Origin of the sequence: Streptomyces sp. NPDC093225 (assembly GCF_044753805.1) — a bacterium.
In the GTDB taxonomy this organism is placed as follows: Bacteria; Actinomycetota; Actinomycetes; order Streptomycetales; family Streptomycetaceae; genus Streptomyces.
The window spans coordinates 100,300-113,790 of sequence record NZ_JBIVNX010000015.1 but is presented as its reverse complement, the minus strand read 5'-3'; the positions used below and the strand labels follow the sequence as shown (position 1 = coordinate 113,790).

General features: G+C 72.9%; 12 protein-coding genes. 6 read left to right on the top strand and 6 right to left on the bottom strand.

The window, feature by feature from the left end:
- Window positions 1-138 precede the first annotated feature (138 nt).
- The 6 genes from ACIQCH_RS16520 (at window position 139) to ACIQCH_RS16495 (ending at window position 5,114) form a co-directional block, all read left to right on the top strand.
- On the top strand, window positions 139-2,082 hold the full coding sequence (locus ACIQCH_RS16520) for a phosphatidylglycerol lysyltransferase domain-containing protein (protein WP_402581368.1): 1,944 nt from the start codon (window positions 139-141) through the stop codon (window positions 2,080-2,082).
- Between the two features lie 90 nt (window positions 2,083-2,172).
- A complete protein-coding gene (gene folP / locus ACIQCH_RS16515; RefSeq protein WP_402581367.1) occupies window positions 2,173-3,045 on the top strand; it encodes a dihydropteroate synthase in 873 nt (290 codons plus the stop codon).
- Window positions 3,042-3,491 (top strand): nuclear transport factor 2 family protein, encoded by a 450-nt coding sequence (locus tag ACIQCH_RS16510; RefSeq protein ID WP_402581366.1) that lies wholly within the window; start codon window positions 3,042-3,044, stop codon window positions 3,489-3,491. Before folP ends, ACIQCH_RS16510 begins: the two co-directional genes overlap by 4 nt.
- Before the next feature lie 133 nt (window positions 3,492-3,624).
- Window positions 3,625-3,984, top strand: coding sequence for a dihydroneopterin aldolase (gene folB / locus ACIQCH_RS16505; protein WP_030199688.1), 360 nt, complete (start codon window positions 3,625-3,627; stop codon window positions 3,982-3,984).
- On the top strand, window positions 3,981-4,580 hold the full coding sequence (gene folK, locus ACIQCH_RS16500) for a 2-amino-4-hydroxy-6-hydroxymethyldihydropteridine diphosphokinase (protein WP_402581365.1): 600 nt from the start codon (window positions 3,981-3,983) through the stop codon (window positions 4,578-4,580). The genes folB and folK overlap by 4 nt, the downstream gene beginning before the upstream one ends.
- Window positions 4,581-4,628: 48 nt before the next feature.
- Window positions 4,629-5,114 carry a DUF3180 domain-containing protein gene (locus tag ACIQCH_RS16495; RefSeq protein ID WP_402581363.1) on the top strand — a complete coding sequence of 162 codons (486 nt, stop codon included), beginning with the start codon at window positions 4,629-4,631 and terminating at the stop codon, window positions 5,112-5,114.
- An 86-nt stretch (window positions 5,115-5,200) separates the two neighbouring features.
- On the opposite strand, the gene folE is transcribed toward ACIQCH_RS16495, so the two are convergent.
- From folE to dacB, 6 genes are all read right to left on the bottom strand, one after another.
- Window positions 5,201-5,806, bottom strand: a complete 606-nt coding sequence (gene folE, locus ACIQCH_RS16490; protein WP_402581362.1) for a GTP cyclohydrolase I FolE — start codon at window positions 5,804-5,806, stop codon at window positions 5,201-5,203.
- Between the two features lie 99 nt (window positions 5,807-5,905).
- Complete coding sequence (ftsH, locus tag ACIQCH_RS16485; protein ID WP_402581361.1) at window positions 5,906-7,936, bottom strand: ATP-dependent zinc metalloprotease FtsH; 2,031 nt, start codon at window positions 7,934-7,936, stop codon at window positions 5,906-5,908.
- A 244-nt stretch (window positions 7,937-8,180) separates the two neighbouring features.
- Window positions 8,181-8,741, bottom strand: coding sequence for a hypoxanthine phosphoribosyltransferase (gene hpt / locus ACIQCH_RS16480; RefSeq protein WP_402581360.1), 561 nt, complete (start codon window positions 8,739-8,741; stop codon window positions 8,181-8,183).
- Between the two features lie 62 nt (window positions 8,742-8,803).
- Window positions 8,804-9,922, bottom strand: a complete 1,119-nt coding sequence (gene tilS, locus ACIQCH_RS16475) for a tRNA lysidine(34) synthetase TilS (RefSeq protein ID WP_402581359.1) — start codon at window positions 9,920-9,922, stop codon at window positions 8,804-8,806.
- A gap of 250 nt (window positions 9,923-10,172) precedes the next feature.
- Complete coding sequence (locus ACIQCH_RS16470) at window positions 10,173-11,318, bottom strand: zinc-dependent metalloprotease (RefSeq protein WP_402581358.1); 1,146 nt, start codon at window positions 11,316-11,318, stop codon at window positions 10,173-10,175.
- Window positions 11,319-11,883: 565 nt separating this feature from the next.
- On the bottom strand, window positions 11,884-13,170 hold the full coding sequence (gene dacB / locus ACIQCH_RS16465; RefSeq protein WP_402581357.1) for a D-alanyl-D-alanine carboxypeptidase/D-alanyl-D-alanine-endopeptidase: 1,287 nt from the start codon (window positions 13,168-13,170) through the stop codon (window positions 11,884-11,886).
- Between the last annotated feature and the right edge of the window lie 321 nt (window positions 13,171-13,491).

Here is a 13,491-nt window from a genome sequence, read left to right as displayed (position 1 = left end):
GACTTTCTGAAGGCGGAATGAGTTTTTTCTTCGGAAACAGTGAACCCGCGTCCCGCTCGAGCCGTCCTAGTGGGCGCACATGTCCGGAAGCCGCTGTGGCCTTCGGTCACAGGATCTCTCGCGGAGCTGCAGGAAGCGATGTCTGTCAGGATAGATGGCGATAAGTCGGGACAGGTTCCGAGCACGGTGCGCCGCATCCTCCGCGGCCCACGTCCCGAGTCCGTACCCCGTCTCGTCGGCGCGGCATGCACCGTCGTGGGCCTGCTGGACGTCGCCGCGGGCGTGTTCCCGCGGTTCCGGCACAGCCGCATCCACACCCTCGCCGAGGTCCTCCCCGGCGCCCTCGGCCCGTTCGCGGCCGCCCTCGCCATCAGCGCGGGCGTCCTGCTCCTGCTGCTCGCCCACGGCCTCAAGCGCCGCAAGCGCAGGGCCTGGCGGGCCGCCGTCGTCCTGCTCCCCGCGGGCGCCGTGGCGCAGTTCACGTACCGCCACTCCGTCGTCGGCGTCCTCATCGCCGCCGCGCTCCTCGCGCTGCTGCTGCGCCACCGGAGTGAGTTCGACGCCCTGCCCGACCCGCGCAGCCGGTGGAAGGCGCTGGCCAACTTCGTCCTCATGAGCGCCGGCTCCATCGGCCTCGGACTGGTCATCGTCAACTCCCACCCCAAGCGCCTGCTGGGCCAGCCGAGCATCGCCGACCAGCTCACCCACGTCATCTACGGCCTCTTCGGCTTCGAGGGCCCCGTCGCCTACTCCGGACAGGTGTCCTGGACCGTGGGCTACTCCCTCGGCGCCCTCGGCATGCTCACCGCACTGACCACCGTCTACCTCGCCTTCCGCCCCGAGCACCCGGCCGCCCGGCTCACCCCCGCCGACGAGACCCACCTGCGCGAGCTGCTCGCCAAGCACGGCGCCCGCGACTCCCTCGGCCACTTCGCGCTCCGCCGCGACAAGGCCGTCGTCTTCTCCCCGAGCGGCAAGGCGGCCGTCACCTACCGCGTCGTCTCCGGCGTCATGCTCGCCTCCGGCGACCCCATCGGCGACGTCGAGGCCTGGCCCGGCGCCATCGAGCGCTTCATGGAGGAGGCCCGCGCCCACTCCTGGACCCCCGCCGTCATGGGCTGCAGCGAGACCGGCGGCGAGGTCTGGACCCGCGAGACCGGCCTGGACGCCCTCGAACTCGGCGACGAGGCCATCGTCGACGTCAAGGACTTCTCCCTCACCGGGCGCGCCATGCGCAACGTCCGCCAGATGGTCAAGCGCATCGAGCGCAACGGCTACACCACCAAGGTGCGCCGGGTCAGCGAGCTGACCGACGAGGAGCTCACCGCCGTCCGCGGCGCCGCCGAGGCCTGGCGCGGCACCGACACCGAGCGCGGCTTCTCCATGGCCCTCGGCCGCGTGGGCGACCCCGGCGACGGCGACTGCGTCATCGTCACCGCCCACCGCTCCGAGGAGGGCGACACCAGCCCCTTCGGCGACCTCAAGGCCATCCAGCACTTCGTGCCCTGGGGCGAGGACGGCATGTCGCTGGAGCTCATGCGCCGCGACCGGGCCGCCGACCCCGGCATGAACGAGCTGCTCATCGTCGCCGCCCTGGCCGCCTGCCCGCAGCTGGGCATCGAGCGCGTCTCGCTGAACTTCGCGATGTTCCGCTCCGCGCTCGCACGCGGCGAGAAGATCGGCGCCGGCCCGGTCCTGCGCGTCTGGCGCGGCCTGCTGGTCTTCCTCTCGCGCTGGTTCCAGATCGAGTCCCTCTACAAGTTCAACGCCAAGTTCCGCCCCCGCTGGGAGCCCCGCTTCGTGGTCTTCCGCACCACCCGCGACCTGCCCCGCATCGGGCTCGCCGCCATGCAGGCCGAGGGCTTCGTCACCCTGGCCCTGCCCCGCCTGTTCGCCGCCCGCCGCGGCCCGAAGCCGGTCCGCCCGTGCGCCCACCTGACCGCCGCCCCGGAGCCGTCCGACACGGCCGCCGGTACGGACGCAGGCACGGGCGCCGGCACCACCGGCAGCGCCGGCCGCCCCGGTACGGCGCCGAACGCCCGTACCCAGCCCGCCGCCGAGCGCGAGGTCCAGGTCGCCTGATCCCCGACCGGCGCCCGGGAGCCGGATCATCCGGCCACCGGGCCCGGGCCCGGCCGGGCGCCGCAAGGCCCCGGCCCTACCCTTGGAGGTATGAACACGATGCGCGGCGCAGCCGCCAGGGGCCGGGTCGTCGGCCTGCCGGAGTGGGACCGCTGCGCGGTCATGGGGGTCGTCAACGTCACCCCCGACTCCTTCTCCGACGGCGGCCGCTGGTTCGACACCACCGCCGCCGTCAAGCGCGGGCTCGACCTCGTCGCCCAGGGCGCCGACCTCGTCGACGTCGGCGGCGAGTCCACCCGCCCCGGCGCCACCCGCGTCGACGCCGACGAAGAGCTCCGCCGCGTCGTCCCCGTCGTCCGCGGCCTCGCCTCCGAGGGCGTCACCGTCTCCGTCGACACCATGCGCGCGGCCGTCGCCGAGCAGGCCGTCGCAGCAGGCGCCGCACTCGTCAACGACGTCAGCGGCGGCCTCGCCGACCCCGGCATGATCCCCGCCGTGGCCGACACCGGCGTGCCGTTCGTCGTCATGCACTGGCGCGGCTTCAGCGCCGACATGAACAGCCGCGCCGTCTACACCGACGTGGTCGCCGAGGTCACCGCCGAGCTGCGGGCCCGCATGGACGCCGTCATCGAAGGCGGCATCGCCCCCGACCGCCTCGTCATCGACCCCGGCCTCGGCTTCGCCAAGCAGGCCGAGCACGACCTCGCCCTCGTCGCGCACCTCGCCGAGCTGCGCGCCCTGGGCCACCCCGTGCTCGTGGCCGCCTCCCGCAAGCGCTTCCTGGGCCGCATCCTGGCCGGCACCGCCGAGGCCGCGCCGCCGCCGGCCCGCGAACGCGACGCCGCCACCGCCGCCGTCTCGGCCATCGCCGCCCACGAGGGCGCCTGGGCCGTCCGGGTCCACGAGGTACGGGCCACCGCCGACGCCGTCCGGGTCGCCCGGGCCGTCGAGGCCGCCCGGTGACCCGACGCGAGAGCGACGTCGACGCCGTCGAGACGGCCAACACCGCCTTCTACGAGGCCATGGAGCAGGGCGACTTCGAGGGCATGTCCGGCATGTGGCTGGACGACGAGGTCTCCTGCGTCCACCCCGGCTGGCCGGTGCTCTCCGGACGCGGCGAGGTGCTGCGCTCGTACGCCCTGATCATGGCGAACACCGACTACATCCAGTTCTTCCTCACGGACACCCGCACCGCCGTGATCGGCGACACCGCCGTCGTCACCTGCACCGAGAACATCCTCAGCGGCGGGCCCGCCGAGGACGGCGGTGGACTCGGCCCGCTCGTCGGGCAGCTGGTCGTCGCCACGAATGTGTTCAGACGCACACCCGGGGGCTGGCGCCTGTGGTCCCACCACGGTTCTCCCGTCCTGACGGACGCCGAAGAAGACGAGGAAGACGGCGCCTCCTGACCCCCATGGGCAAGCGCTGTCGTCTCCCGCAGGTAGATTCGAAGGTGGACGACGCCGACCGCACTCGGCGTAGGCCCAAGGCTCCGGAGAAGTCCCGGGGCCGGAAGAACCTACGAAAGCAGGAGTGATTCGCGTGGATCGTGTCGCGCTGCGCGGCCTGAAGGCCCGCGGGCACCATGGCGTCTTCCCCCGGGAGCGCGAAGAGGGCCAGACCTTCATCGTCGACCTGGTGCTGCACCTCGACACCCGCCCCGCGGCGGCCGACGACGACCTGGCCAAGACCGTCCACTACGGAGTGGTGGCCGAGGAGGTCGTCGACGTCGTCCAGGGCGAGCCCGTGGACCTGATCGAGACCCTCGCCGAGCGCATCGCCCAGCAGTGCCTCAAGCACGAGGGCGTCGCCCAGGTCGAGGTGGTCGTCCACAAGCCGGACGCCCCGATCACCGTGCCCTTCGACGATGTGACCGTCACGATCACGCGGAGCCGCGCATGAACCAGCCCCAGACCGACCCCACCATGCAGCCCGTGCCCGCCTCCGTCGTCGAGACCGTCGACGCCGCGGACACCACCCTGTCCAACCCCAAGCTCGCCGTCGTCGCGCTCGGTTCGAACCTCGGCAACCGCATGGAGACCCTCCAGGGCGCCGTCGACGCCCTCGGCGACACCCCCGGCGTCCGGGTCAAGGCCGTCTCCCCCGTCTACGAGACCGAGCCCTGGGGCGTCGAGCCCGGCTCCCAGCCCTCGTACCTCAACGCCGTGGCCGTGGTGAAGACCACCCTGCCGCCGAGCTCCCTGCTGGAGCGCGGCCAGGCCATCGAGGAGGCCTTCGACCGCGTCCGCGAGGAGCGCTGGGGCCCCCGCACCATCGACGTCGACATCGTCGCGTACGCCGACGTGGTCTCGGACGACCCGGTCCTGACCCTCCCCCACCCCCGGGCCCACCAGCGCGCCTTCGTGCTGGCCCCCTGGCACGACGTCGACCCCGCCGCCGAGCTCCCCGGCCACGGCCCCGTCACCGCCCTCCTCGCCGCCCTCGGCACCGCCGGCGTCACGCCGCGCCCCGACCTGGAACTCCGCCTGCCCGAGTAAGCGTTAGCGTGTGAGCTGGCAGTGGAGCGGAAAGCGGGGATCGGGGACGTGAAGCAACTGCGGCTGGGTGTCCTGACCGGCATCTTCGTGATCGCCGGGGTGCTGTCGTGGGCGGGCGCGAAGCTCTGGAACGCGTACGGCACCCTGCCCGGCGTCCCGCTGGCCGCCCCCATCGTGCTGGCCGTGATCGCGGTGGTCCTGTTCGCCACCGCGCTGTCGCTGCGCGGCCGGCTGAAGGCGCAGCGCGAGCGCCGGCCCGGCGCCAAGGGCGTCGAGCCCCTGATGGCGGCCCGCGCGGTGGTCTTCGGACAGGCCAGCGCCCTCGTCTCGGCCGTCGTGGCGGGCATGTACGGCGGCGTGGGGGCCTTCCTGGCCATGGACAGCCTGGAGGTCCCGGCCCGCCGCGACCAGGCCGTCTACGCCGGCTTCGCCGTCCTCGCGGGCGCCTGCGTCATCGCCGCCGCCATGTTCCTGGAGCGCGTCTGCCGGCTGCCCGAGGACGACGACAAGGACCACGCCCGCGCCGACGCGTGAGCGCGAGCCGCCCGTACGCAGCCGAAGGGGCCCCTCAGGCGTGTGAGGGGCCCCTTCGTCGTCCGTACGGCGCTGCGGTCGGTCGGTCAGCGGGCCATTATCAGGGCCATCGCCTCGGCGCGCGTGGCCGAGTCGCGGAGCTGGCCGCGGACGGCCGAGGTGGTGGTCTTGGCGCCCGGCTTGCGGATGCCGCGGACCGACATGCACATGTGCTCGGCCTCGACGACGACGATCGCGCCACGGGCCTCGAGGATCTCCATCAGGGAGTCCGCGATCTGCGTGGTCAGGCGCTCCTGCACCTGCGGGCGGCGGGCGAACACCTCGACCAGGCGGGCCAGCTTCGACAGGCCCGTGATCTTGCCGCTCTCGGCCGGGATGTAGCCCACGTGCGCCACGCCGTGGAACGGCAGCAGATGGTGCTCGCACAAGGAAACGATCTCGATGTCCTTCACCAGGACCATCTCGTCGTGGCCGAGGTCGAACGTCGTCGTCAGGACGTCCTCCGGCTTCTGCCGGAGGCCGGCGAGGATCTCCCGGTACGCCCGGGCGACCCGCGCCGGGGTCTCGAGGAGGCCTTCGCGGTCCGGGTCCTCGCCGACCGCGATGAGGAGCTCGCGGACCGCGGCCTCGGCCCGCTTCTCGTCGAACTCGCCGATCGTGCCCTCGCCGTCCAGGGTCACTGGGTCGGTCATCTCTGCCTCGTTCCTGTCTGCGCTCACACGGGCATACGAAAATGCCGCGCCCCCCAGGCTAGAACCTGGGGGGCGCGGCATCCATTCCGGTGATCGGCATCACGCCTCGGGGCGGTCCTCCGGAGCGACCTCGATGCCCTTCTCCGTGGAGACCGTGCCGGCGCCGGCGGCGACGCCGTTGGCCGCGTTGGTCAGCTGGAGCTCCTTCGGCGAGAGCACCGGCGGGCGCGTCGACGGGGTCCGGCGCGAGGAGCCGGTCCACGCCGGGCGGGCCGGGCGCTTGACGATGGTCGAGAAGATCTCGGCGATCTCCTCCTTGCCCAGCGTCTCCTTCTCCAGCAGCGCGAGGACGAGGTTGTCGAGCACGTCGCGGTTCTCGACCAGGATCTCCCAGGCCTCGTTGTGCGCGGCCTCGATGAGCTTCTTGACCTCTTCGTCGACCAGCGCCGCGACCTCTTCCGAGTAGTCGCGCTGGTGCGCCATCTCGCGGCCCAGGAACGGCTCGGTGTTGTCGCCGCCGAACTTGATCGCACCCAGGCGCTCGGTCATGCCGTACTGCGTGACCATCGCGCGGGCCGTGGCGGTGGCCTTCTCGATGTCGTTCGCGGCACCCGTGGTCGGGTCGTGGAAGACCAGCTCCTCGGCCGCGCGGCCGCCCAGCATGTACGCCAGCTGGTCGAGCATCTCGTTGCGGGTCGTGGAGTACTTGTCCTCGTCGGGCAGGACCATGGTGTAACCCAGGGCCCGGCCGCGGGACAGGATGGTGATCTTGTGGACCGGGTCGGAGTTCGGGGAAGCCGCCGCGACCAGGGCGTGGCCGCCCTCGTGGTACGCGGTGATCTTCTTCTCCTTGTCCGACATGATCCGGGTCCGCTTCTGCGGGCCCGCCACGACGCGGTCGATCGCCTCGTCCAGCATGTGGTTGTCGATCAGCTTCTTGTCCGAGCGGGCCGTGAGCAGCGCGGCCTCGTTCAGGACGTTCGACAGGTCGGCACCGGTGAAGCCGGGGGTGCGGCGGGCGACGGCGGCCAGGTCGACGTCGGGCGCGACCGGCTTGCCCTTCTGGTGGACCTTGAGGATCTCCAGACGGCCCTGCATGTCCGGGCGGTCGACGGCGATCTGCCGGTCGAAGCGGCCCGGGCGCAGGAGGGCCGGGTCGAGGATGTCGGGCCGGTTGGTGGCGGCGATCAGGATGACGCCGCCCTTGACGTCGAAGCCGTCCATCTCGACGAGCAGCTGGTTCAGCGTCTGCTCGCGCTCGTCGTGGCCACCGCCGAGACCCGCACCGCGGTGCCGGCCGACGGCGTCGATCTCGTCGACGAAGACGATGGCGGGGGCGTTGGCCTTGGCCTGCTCGAAGAGGTCGCGGACGCGGGAGGCGCCGACACCGACGAACATCTCGACGAAGTCCGAGCCGGAGATCGAGTAGAACGGGACGCCCGCCTCACCGGCGACGGCGCGCGCGAGGAGGGTCTTGCCGGTGCCGGGCGGGCCGTACAGCAGCACGCCCTTGGGGATCTTGGCGCCGACGGCCTGGAACTTCGCCGGCTCCTGGAGGAACTCCTTGATCTCGTGGAGCTCCTCGACCGCCTCGTCCGAGCCGGCCACGTCGGCGAACGTCGTCTTGGGGGTGTCCTTGGTGATGAGCTTGGCCTTCGACTTGCCGAAGTTCATCACCCGGGAGCCGCCGCCCTGCATCTGGTTCATCAGGAACAGGAAGACCACGACGATGAGGACGAACGGCAGCAGGGAGAGCAGCACGCCCAGGAACGGGTTGGTCTTGTCCGGCGTCACGGAGTAGCCGTCGGGGATCTGGCCCCCGTCGGACTTGGCCTGCAGGTCCTTGGCGATGTCGACGCCCTGGTCGCCGATGTAGTTCGCCTGGAACTTGCTGCCGCTCTCCTTGTCGAGCTTCTGGCCGTCCTTCAGCTCGATCTTGATCATCTGCGAGTCGCCGGTGGTGAGGCTCGCCTGCTTGACCTGGTTCTGGCTGATCGCGTTCAGAACCTTGCTGGTGTCAACCGACTTGTAGCCGCCACCCGAGCCGACGACATTCATCAACACGACCACGGCGAGGACGGCCAGCACGATCCACATGACCGGCCCACGGAAGTATCGCTTCACGTCCATCCATACGGGGCGGTGATCGCCCCGTCCCTCCTGCCCGTAGGTAAATGCTGCTGTGAGTAAAGACTGTTCTTCGGAAGGTACCCCAGCATTGTCACCCGTGGCCTGGTTGGACGGCTGACAAATCGGCCTTCGCATGCTCCAACGGCGGGAACGCGGGAGTGGTTCCCCGCCGGCGCGCGCCGGCGGGGGCCGTTCCACCCCCCGGCGGTGGCCGCCGGGGGGTGGACACGGTGCGAGCCGGGGCTCAGCCGCCGTAGACGTGCGGGGCGAGCGTGCCCACGAACGGGAGGTTGCGGTACTTCTCCGCGTAGTCGAGGCCGTAGCCGACGACGAACTCGTTCGGGATGTCGAAGCCGACCCACTTCACGTCGATGGCGACCTTGGCGGCGTCGGGCTTGCGCAACAGCGTGACGACCTCGAGGGAGGCCGGCTGGCGGGAGCCGAGGTTCGACAGCAGCCAGGACAGCGTCAGACCGGAGTCGATGATGTCCTCGACGATCAGGACGTGCTTGTCCTTGATGTCGGTGTCCAGGTCCTTGAGGATCCGGACGACGCCGGAGGACTGGGTACCGGCGCCGTAGGAGGACACCGCCATCCAGTCCATGGTGAGCGGGGTGGACAAGGCGCGCGCCAGGTCCGCCATCACCATCACCGCGCCCTTGAGGACACCGACGATGAGCAGGTCCTTGCCCGCGTACTCCGCATCGATCTTCGCGGCCAGCTCGGCCAGCTTCGCGTCGATCTCTTCCTTGGTGATGAGCACCGACGCAAGATCGTTGCCCATGTCCTTCTCGTTCACCCGCATCGCTTTCGTTGGCGGCCGCGGCCCCGGACGTTCCCCCGGAGGCCTCGGCCGTGGTTCAGCACTCAGCCCTGCCGGATGACAAGTCTGCCACCCTGCCGCTGGGCCATGACGCGGCCGGGCAGGTTGATCGCTCCCTGACCGCGCCAGCCGGTGATGAGGCGGTCGACTTCCTCGATGTGGCGGGCGAAGAGGGAGCCGGCCGGGGAACCGGCCTGGACCACGGCCCGGCGCAGCACGCGGCGGCGCACGGCCGGGGGCAGGGCGTAGAGCTTGGCGCACTCCAGCTGGCCGGCCTCGTCCCGGACGGTCCGGTCGGCCTGGACGGCCCAGGCGTCGAGGGCGTCGGCGTCGTCCCGGGACAGCTGGGCGGTGCGGGCCAGGGCTTCGACGACGCCCTTGCCGAGGGCCTTCTCCAGGGCCGGCAGGCCTTCGTGGCGCAGCCGGGAGCGGGTGTAGGCGGGGTCGGCGTTGTGCGGGTCGTCCCAGACGGCCAGCGACTGCACCATGCAGGCCTTGCGGGCCGTCTGGCGGTCGATGTTCAGGAACGGGCGGCGGTAGCGGCCGGGGGCCGCCGTGCCGGAGCCGATCCCGCCGGACTTCTCCGCCATGCCGGACAGGGACCGGATGCCGGAGCCGCGGGCGAGGCCCAGCAGGACGGTCTCGGCCTGGTCGTCACGGGTGTGGCCGAGCAGGACCGCGACGGCGCCGAGCCGTTCGGCGGCGGCGTCGAGCGCGGCGTAGCGGGCGTCGCGGGCGGCGGCCTCGGGGCCGCCGTCGCGGCCCACGGTGACGGCGACGGACTCGGCGGGTTCGAGCCGCAGGGCGGTCATGCGGGCGACGACCTCGCCGGCGCGCAGGTCCGAGCCGGGCTGGAGGCCGTGGTCGACGGTGATGCCGCCGGCGCGGATGCCGAGCTTGGGCGCCTCGAAGGCCAGGGCGGAGGCGAGGGCCATGGAGTCCGCGCCGCCGGAGCAGGCGACGAGGACGAGGGGTCGCCGGTCGCCGCCGGAGGTGGGGGCGGGGATGCCGCCGGCGGGGCGGCCGGGGCCGGTCGCGGCCGTCTCGGGGTCGGTCGCGCGTGCGGCCCGGTCGCGGGCGGCCTGGTCGAGGTCGGTCAGTACGTCGTGGAGTACGCGGCGGACCGCCAGGCGTATCGCCGCGACCGCAGGATGGGGTCCCATGTCCGGTGCCCTTCGGTGGAAGTCTGGAGGCGCTCGCCCCCGGGGGGCGCGCGGCAGTGCTCAGGAGGTGGTGCGGGGGTGGTGCGCTCGGGTGGTGGACCCGGCCCCGGAGGACCGGAACGTCACTCAGAGTGCGTCGATGGTGACAGAGCCGAGCCGTTCCCTGAGCATCGCACGCCTATCCACGGCCCACGGTCCCTCGGATGGGTGATGCTGAGCGCCTCCAGGAGACATCAACGGTCGCTTTGCGTCACTCCGCGTCACTTCCCTTGCGGTGCACCCGCTGGACCCAGTCGGCGGGCCTGGCGATCTCGGCCTTCGTGGGGAGGGTGTTGGGCGAGGTCCAGACGCGGTTGAAGCCGTCCATGCCGACCTGGTCGACGACGGCGCGCACGAAGCGCTCCCCGTCGCGGTACTGGCGGAGCTTGGCGTCGAGCCCGAGGAGTTTGCGCAGGGCCGCGTCGAGGCGCCCCGCACCGCTGGCGCGCCGCTTCTGGAACTTCTCGCGGATCTCGGCGACGGAGGGCACGGCCTCGGGACCGACGCCGTCCATGACGTAGTCGGCGTGCCCTTCGAGCAGGGACATCACGGCGGTGAGCCGGCCGAGGATCTCGCGCTGCTCGGGGGTCTGGACGAGGTCGACGAGCGACCGCCCGCCCTCCTCCTCGCCGTCCTCGGCCTCCGGGCGGGCCCCGGAGAAGGCCTGGGCGGCCTCGCGGAGCCGCTCGAGGACGGTCATCGGGTCCATCTCGGTGGCACCGAGGAACGACTGGATCTCCCCTTCGAGGTGGTCGCGCAGCCAGGGGACGGCGGTGAACTGCGTCCGGTGGGTCTCCTCGTGCAGGCAGACCCACAGCCGGAAGTCGTGCGGGTCGACCTCCAGCTCGCGCTCGACGTGGACGATGTTGGGGGCGACGAGCAGCAGCCGGCCGCCGCCCGCGGAGCCGGGCAGGTCGCGGGTGGCCGGGGCGAAGGTCTCGTACTGCCCGAGCACCCGGGAGGCCAGGAAGCCGAGCAGCATGCCGAGCTCGACCCCGGTGACCTTCCCGCCGACGGCACCGAAGAGCGCCCCGCCGGGGGCGTTCGCGGTCGTGCGGCGCTCCTGCATCTTGCCGAGGAGCGGGGTGAGGAGGTGCCGGAAGCCGGCGACGTTGGCCTTGGCCCACCCGGCCCGGTCCACGACGAGCACGGGCGTGTCGGCGACGGGCGCGTCCTCGGGCATCATCCGGACGAACCGCCGTACGTGCCCCTCGGCGGCCCGCGCGTGCCGGCGCAGTTCGGCGACGACGGCCCGCGCCTCGTCCCGGGTCACCTCCGGTCCGGGCCGTACCAGCCGGGTCGCGGTCGATACCGCGAGATTCCAGTCGACCATCTCCGCACCACCGAGGCTCGTCATACGTCAACGGTACGTGGACCGGGCCCGCTGCGGAGGGGGTTGTGCACCGGGTCCCGTGCCGCGTGGAACGGGTCGCAGCACCGGTCCCGGCGGGCCCCCGCCCCGAGCAACCGAACCGAGCGAAGCCCCCGCCCGGCCGCCCGTGATGTGTGGCGAAGGCGCTCGACGCGTCATGGCAGACCGCCCCGCGGACGCCCCCGCCCCGAGCAACCGAACCGAGCGAAGCCCCCGCCGGGCCGCCCCGTGGTGTGTGGGGGAGGTGCTTGACGGGGTAGGGCAGGCTGGTCCGGAGGCAGGCCCGGGCCGGAGGTGGCCGAAGGCCAGGGCGAAGCCCCGAAGCCTCCGGGGTGGGCCTGCCGCAGGGCCTGCAGGCCCTGCCCCGTCAAGCACCGAGGGGACCCACACACCACGGGGCGGCCCCACGAAGCGAGCAAGCCCCGACACCGGCCGCGGGCTCCGACAGCCCCCACCCTCAGCCAGCCCTCAGCCCTCAACCCTCAGCCAGCCCTCAACCCTCAGCCCTCAACCAGCCCTCAACCCTCAGCCCTCAACCAGCCCCCCACCCTCAGCCAGCACCCCCCGCCAACCCGGCGGCCAGTCGGTCCAACGCCCCCTGCGCCGCGTCCTTCCCGGGCGTCCCCTCCGCGAGGAAGGCGAAGGCGAGCAACCGCCCGGACGGCTCCACCACGACCCCGGCGAGCGAGTTCACCCCGTTGAGCGTGCCGGTCTTGGCGCGCAGCAACCCCGCGGCGGGCGAGTCGCCCGTGTTGCGGCCGCTGAGCGTCCCGGTGAACCCGGCCACCGGCAGGCCGGTCAGGACGGGCCGCAGGTCGGGCCGCGTGGGGTCGGCGGCCCGGGCGAGCAGGGCGGCCAGCAGGCGCGCGCTGACCCGGTCCTGGCGGGACAGGCCACTGCCGTCGGCGAAGCGGGCGCCGCGCAGGGGGGCGCCGAGGGCGCGCAGCCGCGCGGTGACGGCCTGCTCGCCGCCCTGGAAGCTGGCGGGCTTCTTCTCGCCGAGCGCGGTCTGACGGGCGAGGGCCTCGGCGAGGTCGTTGTCGCTCTCGGTGAGCATGCGCTCGACCAGTTGGGCGAGCGGTGCGGAGGCGGTGTCGGCGACGGGGGCGGCCTGGGCCGCGGCGCGCCCCGGGGCGATGTCGTCGGAGACGGCGATCCCACGGGCGCGCAGGAGTCCGGCGAAGGCCTCGGCGGCCTCCCGGGCCGGGTCCGGGGCGCGGTCGGCCGTACCGGAGTACGAGTGGTCCAGGCGGGCCTCGTCGGCCATCAGGGCGCTCAGCGGGGCGATGTTGTCGTTGTCGGCGCCGATGGGGTGGGCGGCGGGGCCGCTGTAGAGGGTGGTGTCGTAGGCCAGGCGCACGTTCTTCGCGCCCGCGCCGCGGCTCTTGAGGGCGCGCGCGGTCTCGTCGGCGAGCTCGACGAGGCTGCCGCCGGTGGGGCCGTGGCCGGCCGGGCCGGGTCCGGTGGCGCCGTCGGAGCCGGCGCCGCGCGGGGCGCGGGCGGTGAGGGTGGGGTCGCCGGCGCCCACGAGGACGACCCGGCGGCCGTCGGGGTCGGCCAGCACCCGGGTCTCGATGCGGTGGTCGGGGCCGCGGGCGGCGAGGGCCGCCGTCGCGGTGGCGATCTTGATGGTGGAGGCGGGGGTCATGGGCCGGTCGGCGTCGGCCGCGTAGACGACCTGTCCGGTCGCCACGTCGAGGACGCAGGCGGTGTGCGTGGCGCCCAGACCCGGATCCGCCATCAGGGGCGCGAGGACCTCGCCCAGGGCCGCCGTACGGGCGGCGGTGAGGCCGGGCCCGGCGACCGCGGACAGCACGCCGGGGGCACTGGGTGCCACTGCGGGCTCACGGGGCCCCTGGGGGCCCCCGCGTCCGTGATGTGCGCCACCCGTGCGCTCGTGGGCGGCGGCCCAGGCCCGCTCGGCCTTACGCTGGCCGGAGTCCCAGGGCCCTGCGGCGGCCACGGCACCCGCCGCGAGGGCGAGACCGGCCGCGGCCGATCCCGCGGCGAGCCGCCACGTCGTCGTCAGTGGCACCTCGGACCAGCCCCTTTCGCGATCACACGACTGCGTGAGGGACACTTAACCACTGCGTCTTGCCGCGAGCATGGCACCCCGGCCCCCGGGTGGACGCGCTGTCACTCGAAGCACGTGATCATG

What these genes read in the sequence shown, in the direction of transcription:
- ACIQCH_RS16520 (WP_402581368.1), top strand. Translation starts at nt 139, where the DNA reads ATGTCTGTCAGGATAGATGGCGATAAGTCGGGACAGGTTCCGAGCACG.
- tilS (WP_402581359.1), bottom strand. Translation starts at nt 9,922, where the DNA reads ATGGGACCCCATCCTGCGGTCGCGGCGATACGCCTGGCGGTCCGCCGC.
- hpt (WP_402581360.1), bottom strand. Translation starts at nt 8,741, where the DNA reads ATGCGGGTGAACGAGAAGGACATGGGCAACGATCTTGCGTCGGTGCTC.
- folE (WP_402581362.1), bottom strand. Translation starts at nt 5,806, where the DNA reads ATGACCGACCCAGTGACCCTGGACGGCGAGGGCACGATCGGCGAGTTC.
- ftsH (WP_402581361.1), bottom strand. Translation starts at nt 7,936, where the DNA reads ATGGACGTGAAGCGATACTTCCGTGGGCCGGTCATGTGGATCGTGCTG.
- ACIQCH_RS16470 (WP_402581358.1), bottom strand. Translation starts at nt 11,318, where the DNA reads ATGACGAGCCTCGGTGGTGCGGAGATGGTCGACTGGAATCTCGCGGTA.
- folP (WP_402581367.1), top strand. Translation starts at nt 2,173, where the DNA reads ATGAACACGATGCGCGGCGCAGCCGCCAGGGGCCGGGTCGTCGGCCTG.
- folK (WP_402581365.1), top strand. Translation starts at nt 3,981, where the DNA reads ATGAACCAGCCCCAGACCGACCCCACCATGCAGCCCGTGCCCGCCTCC.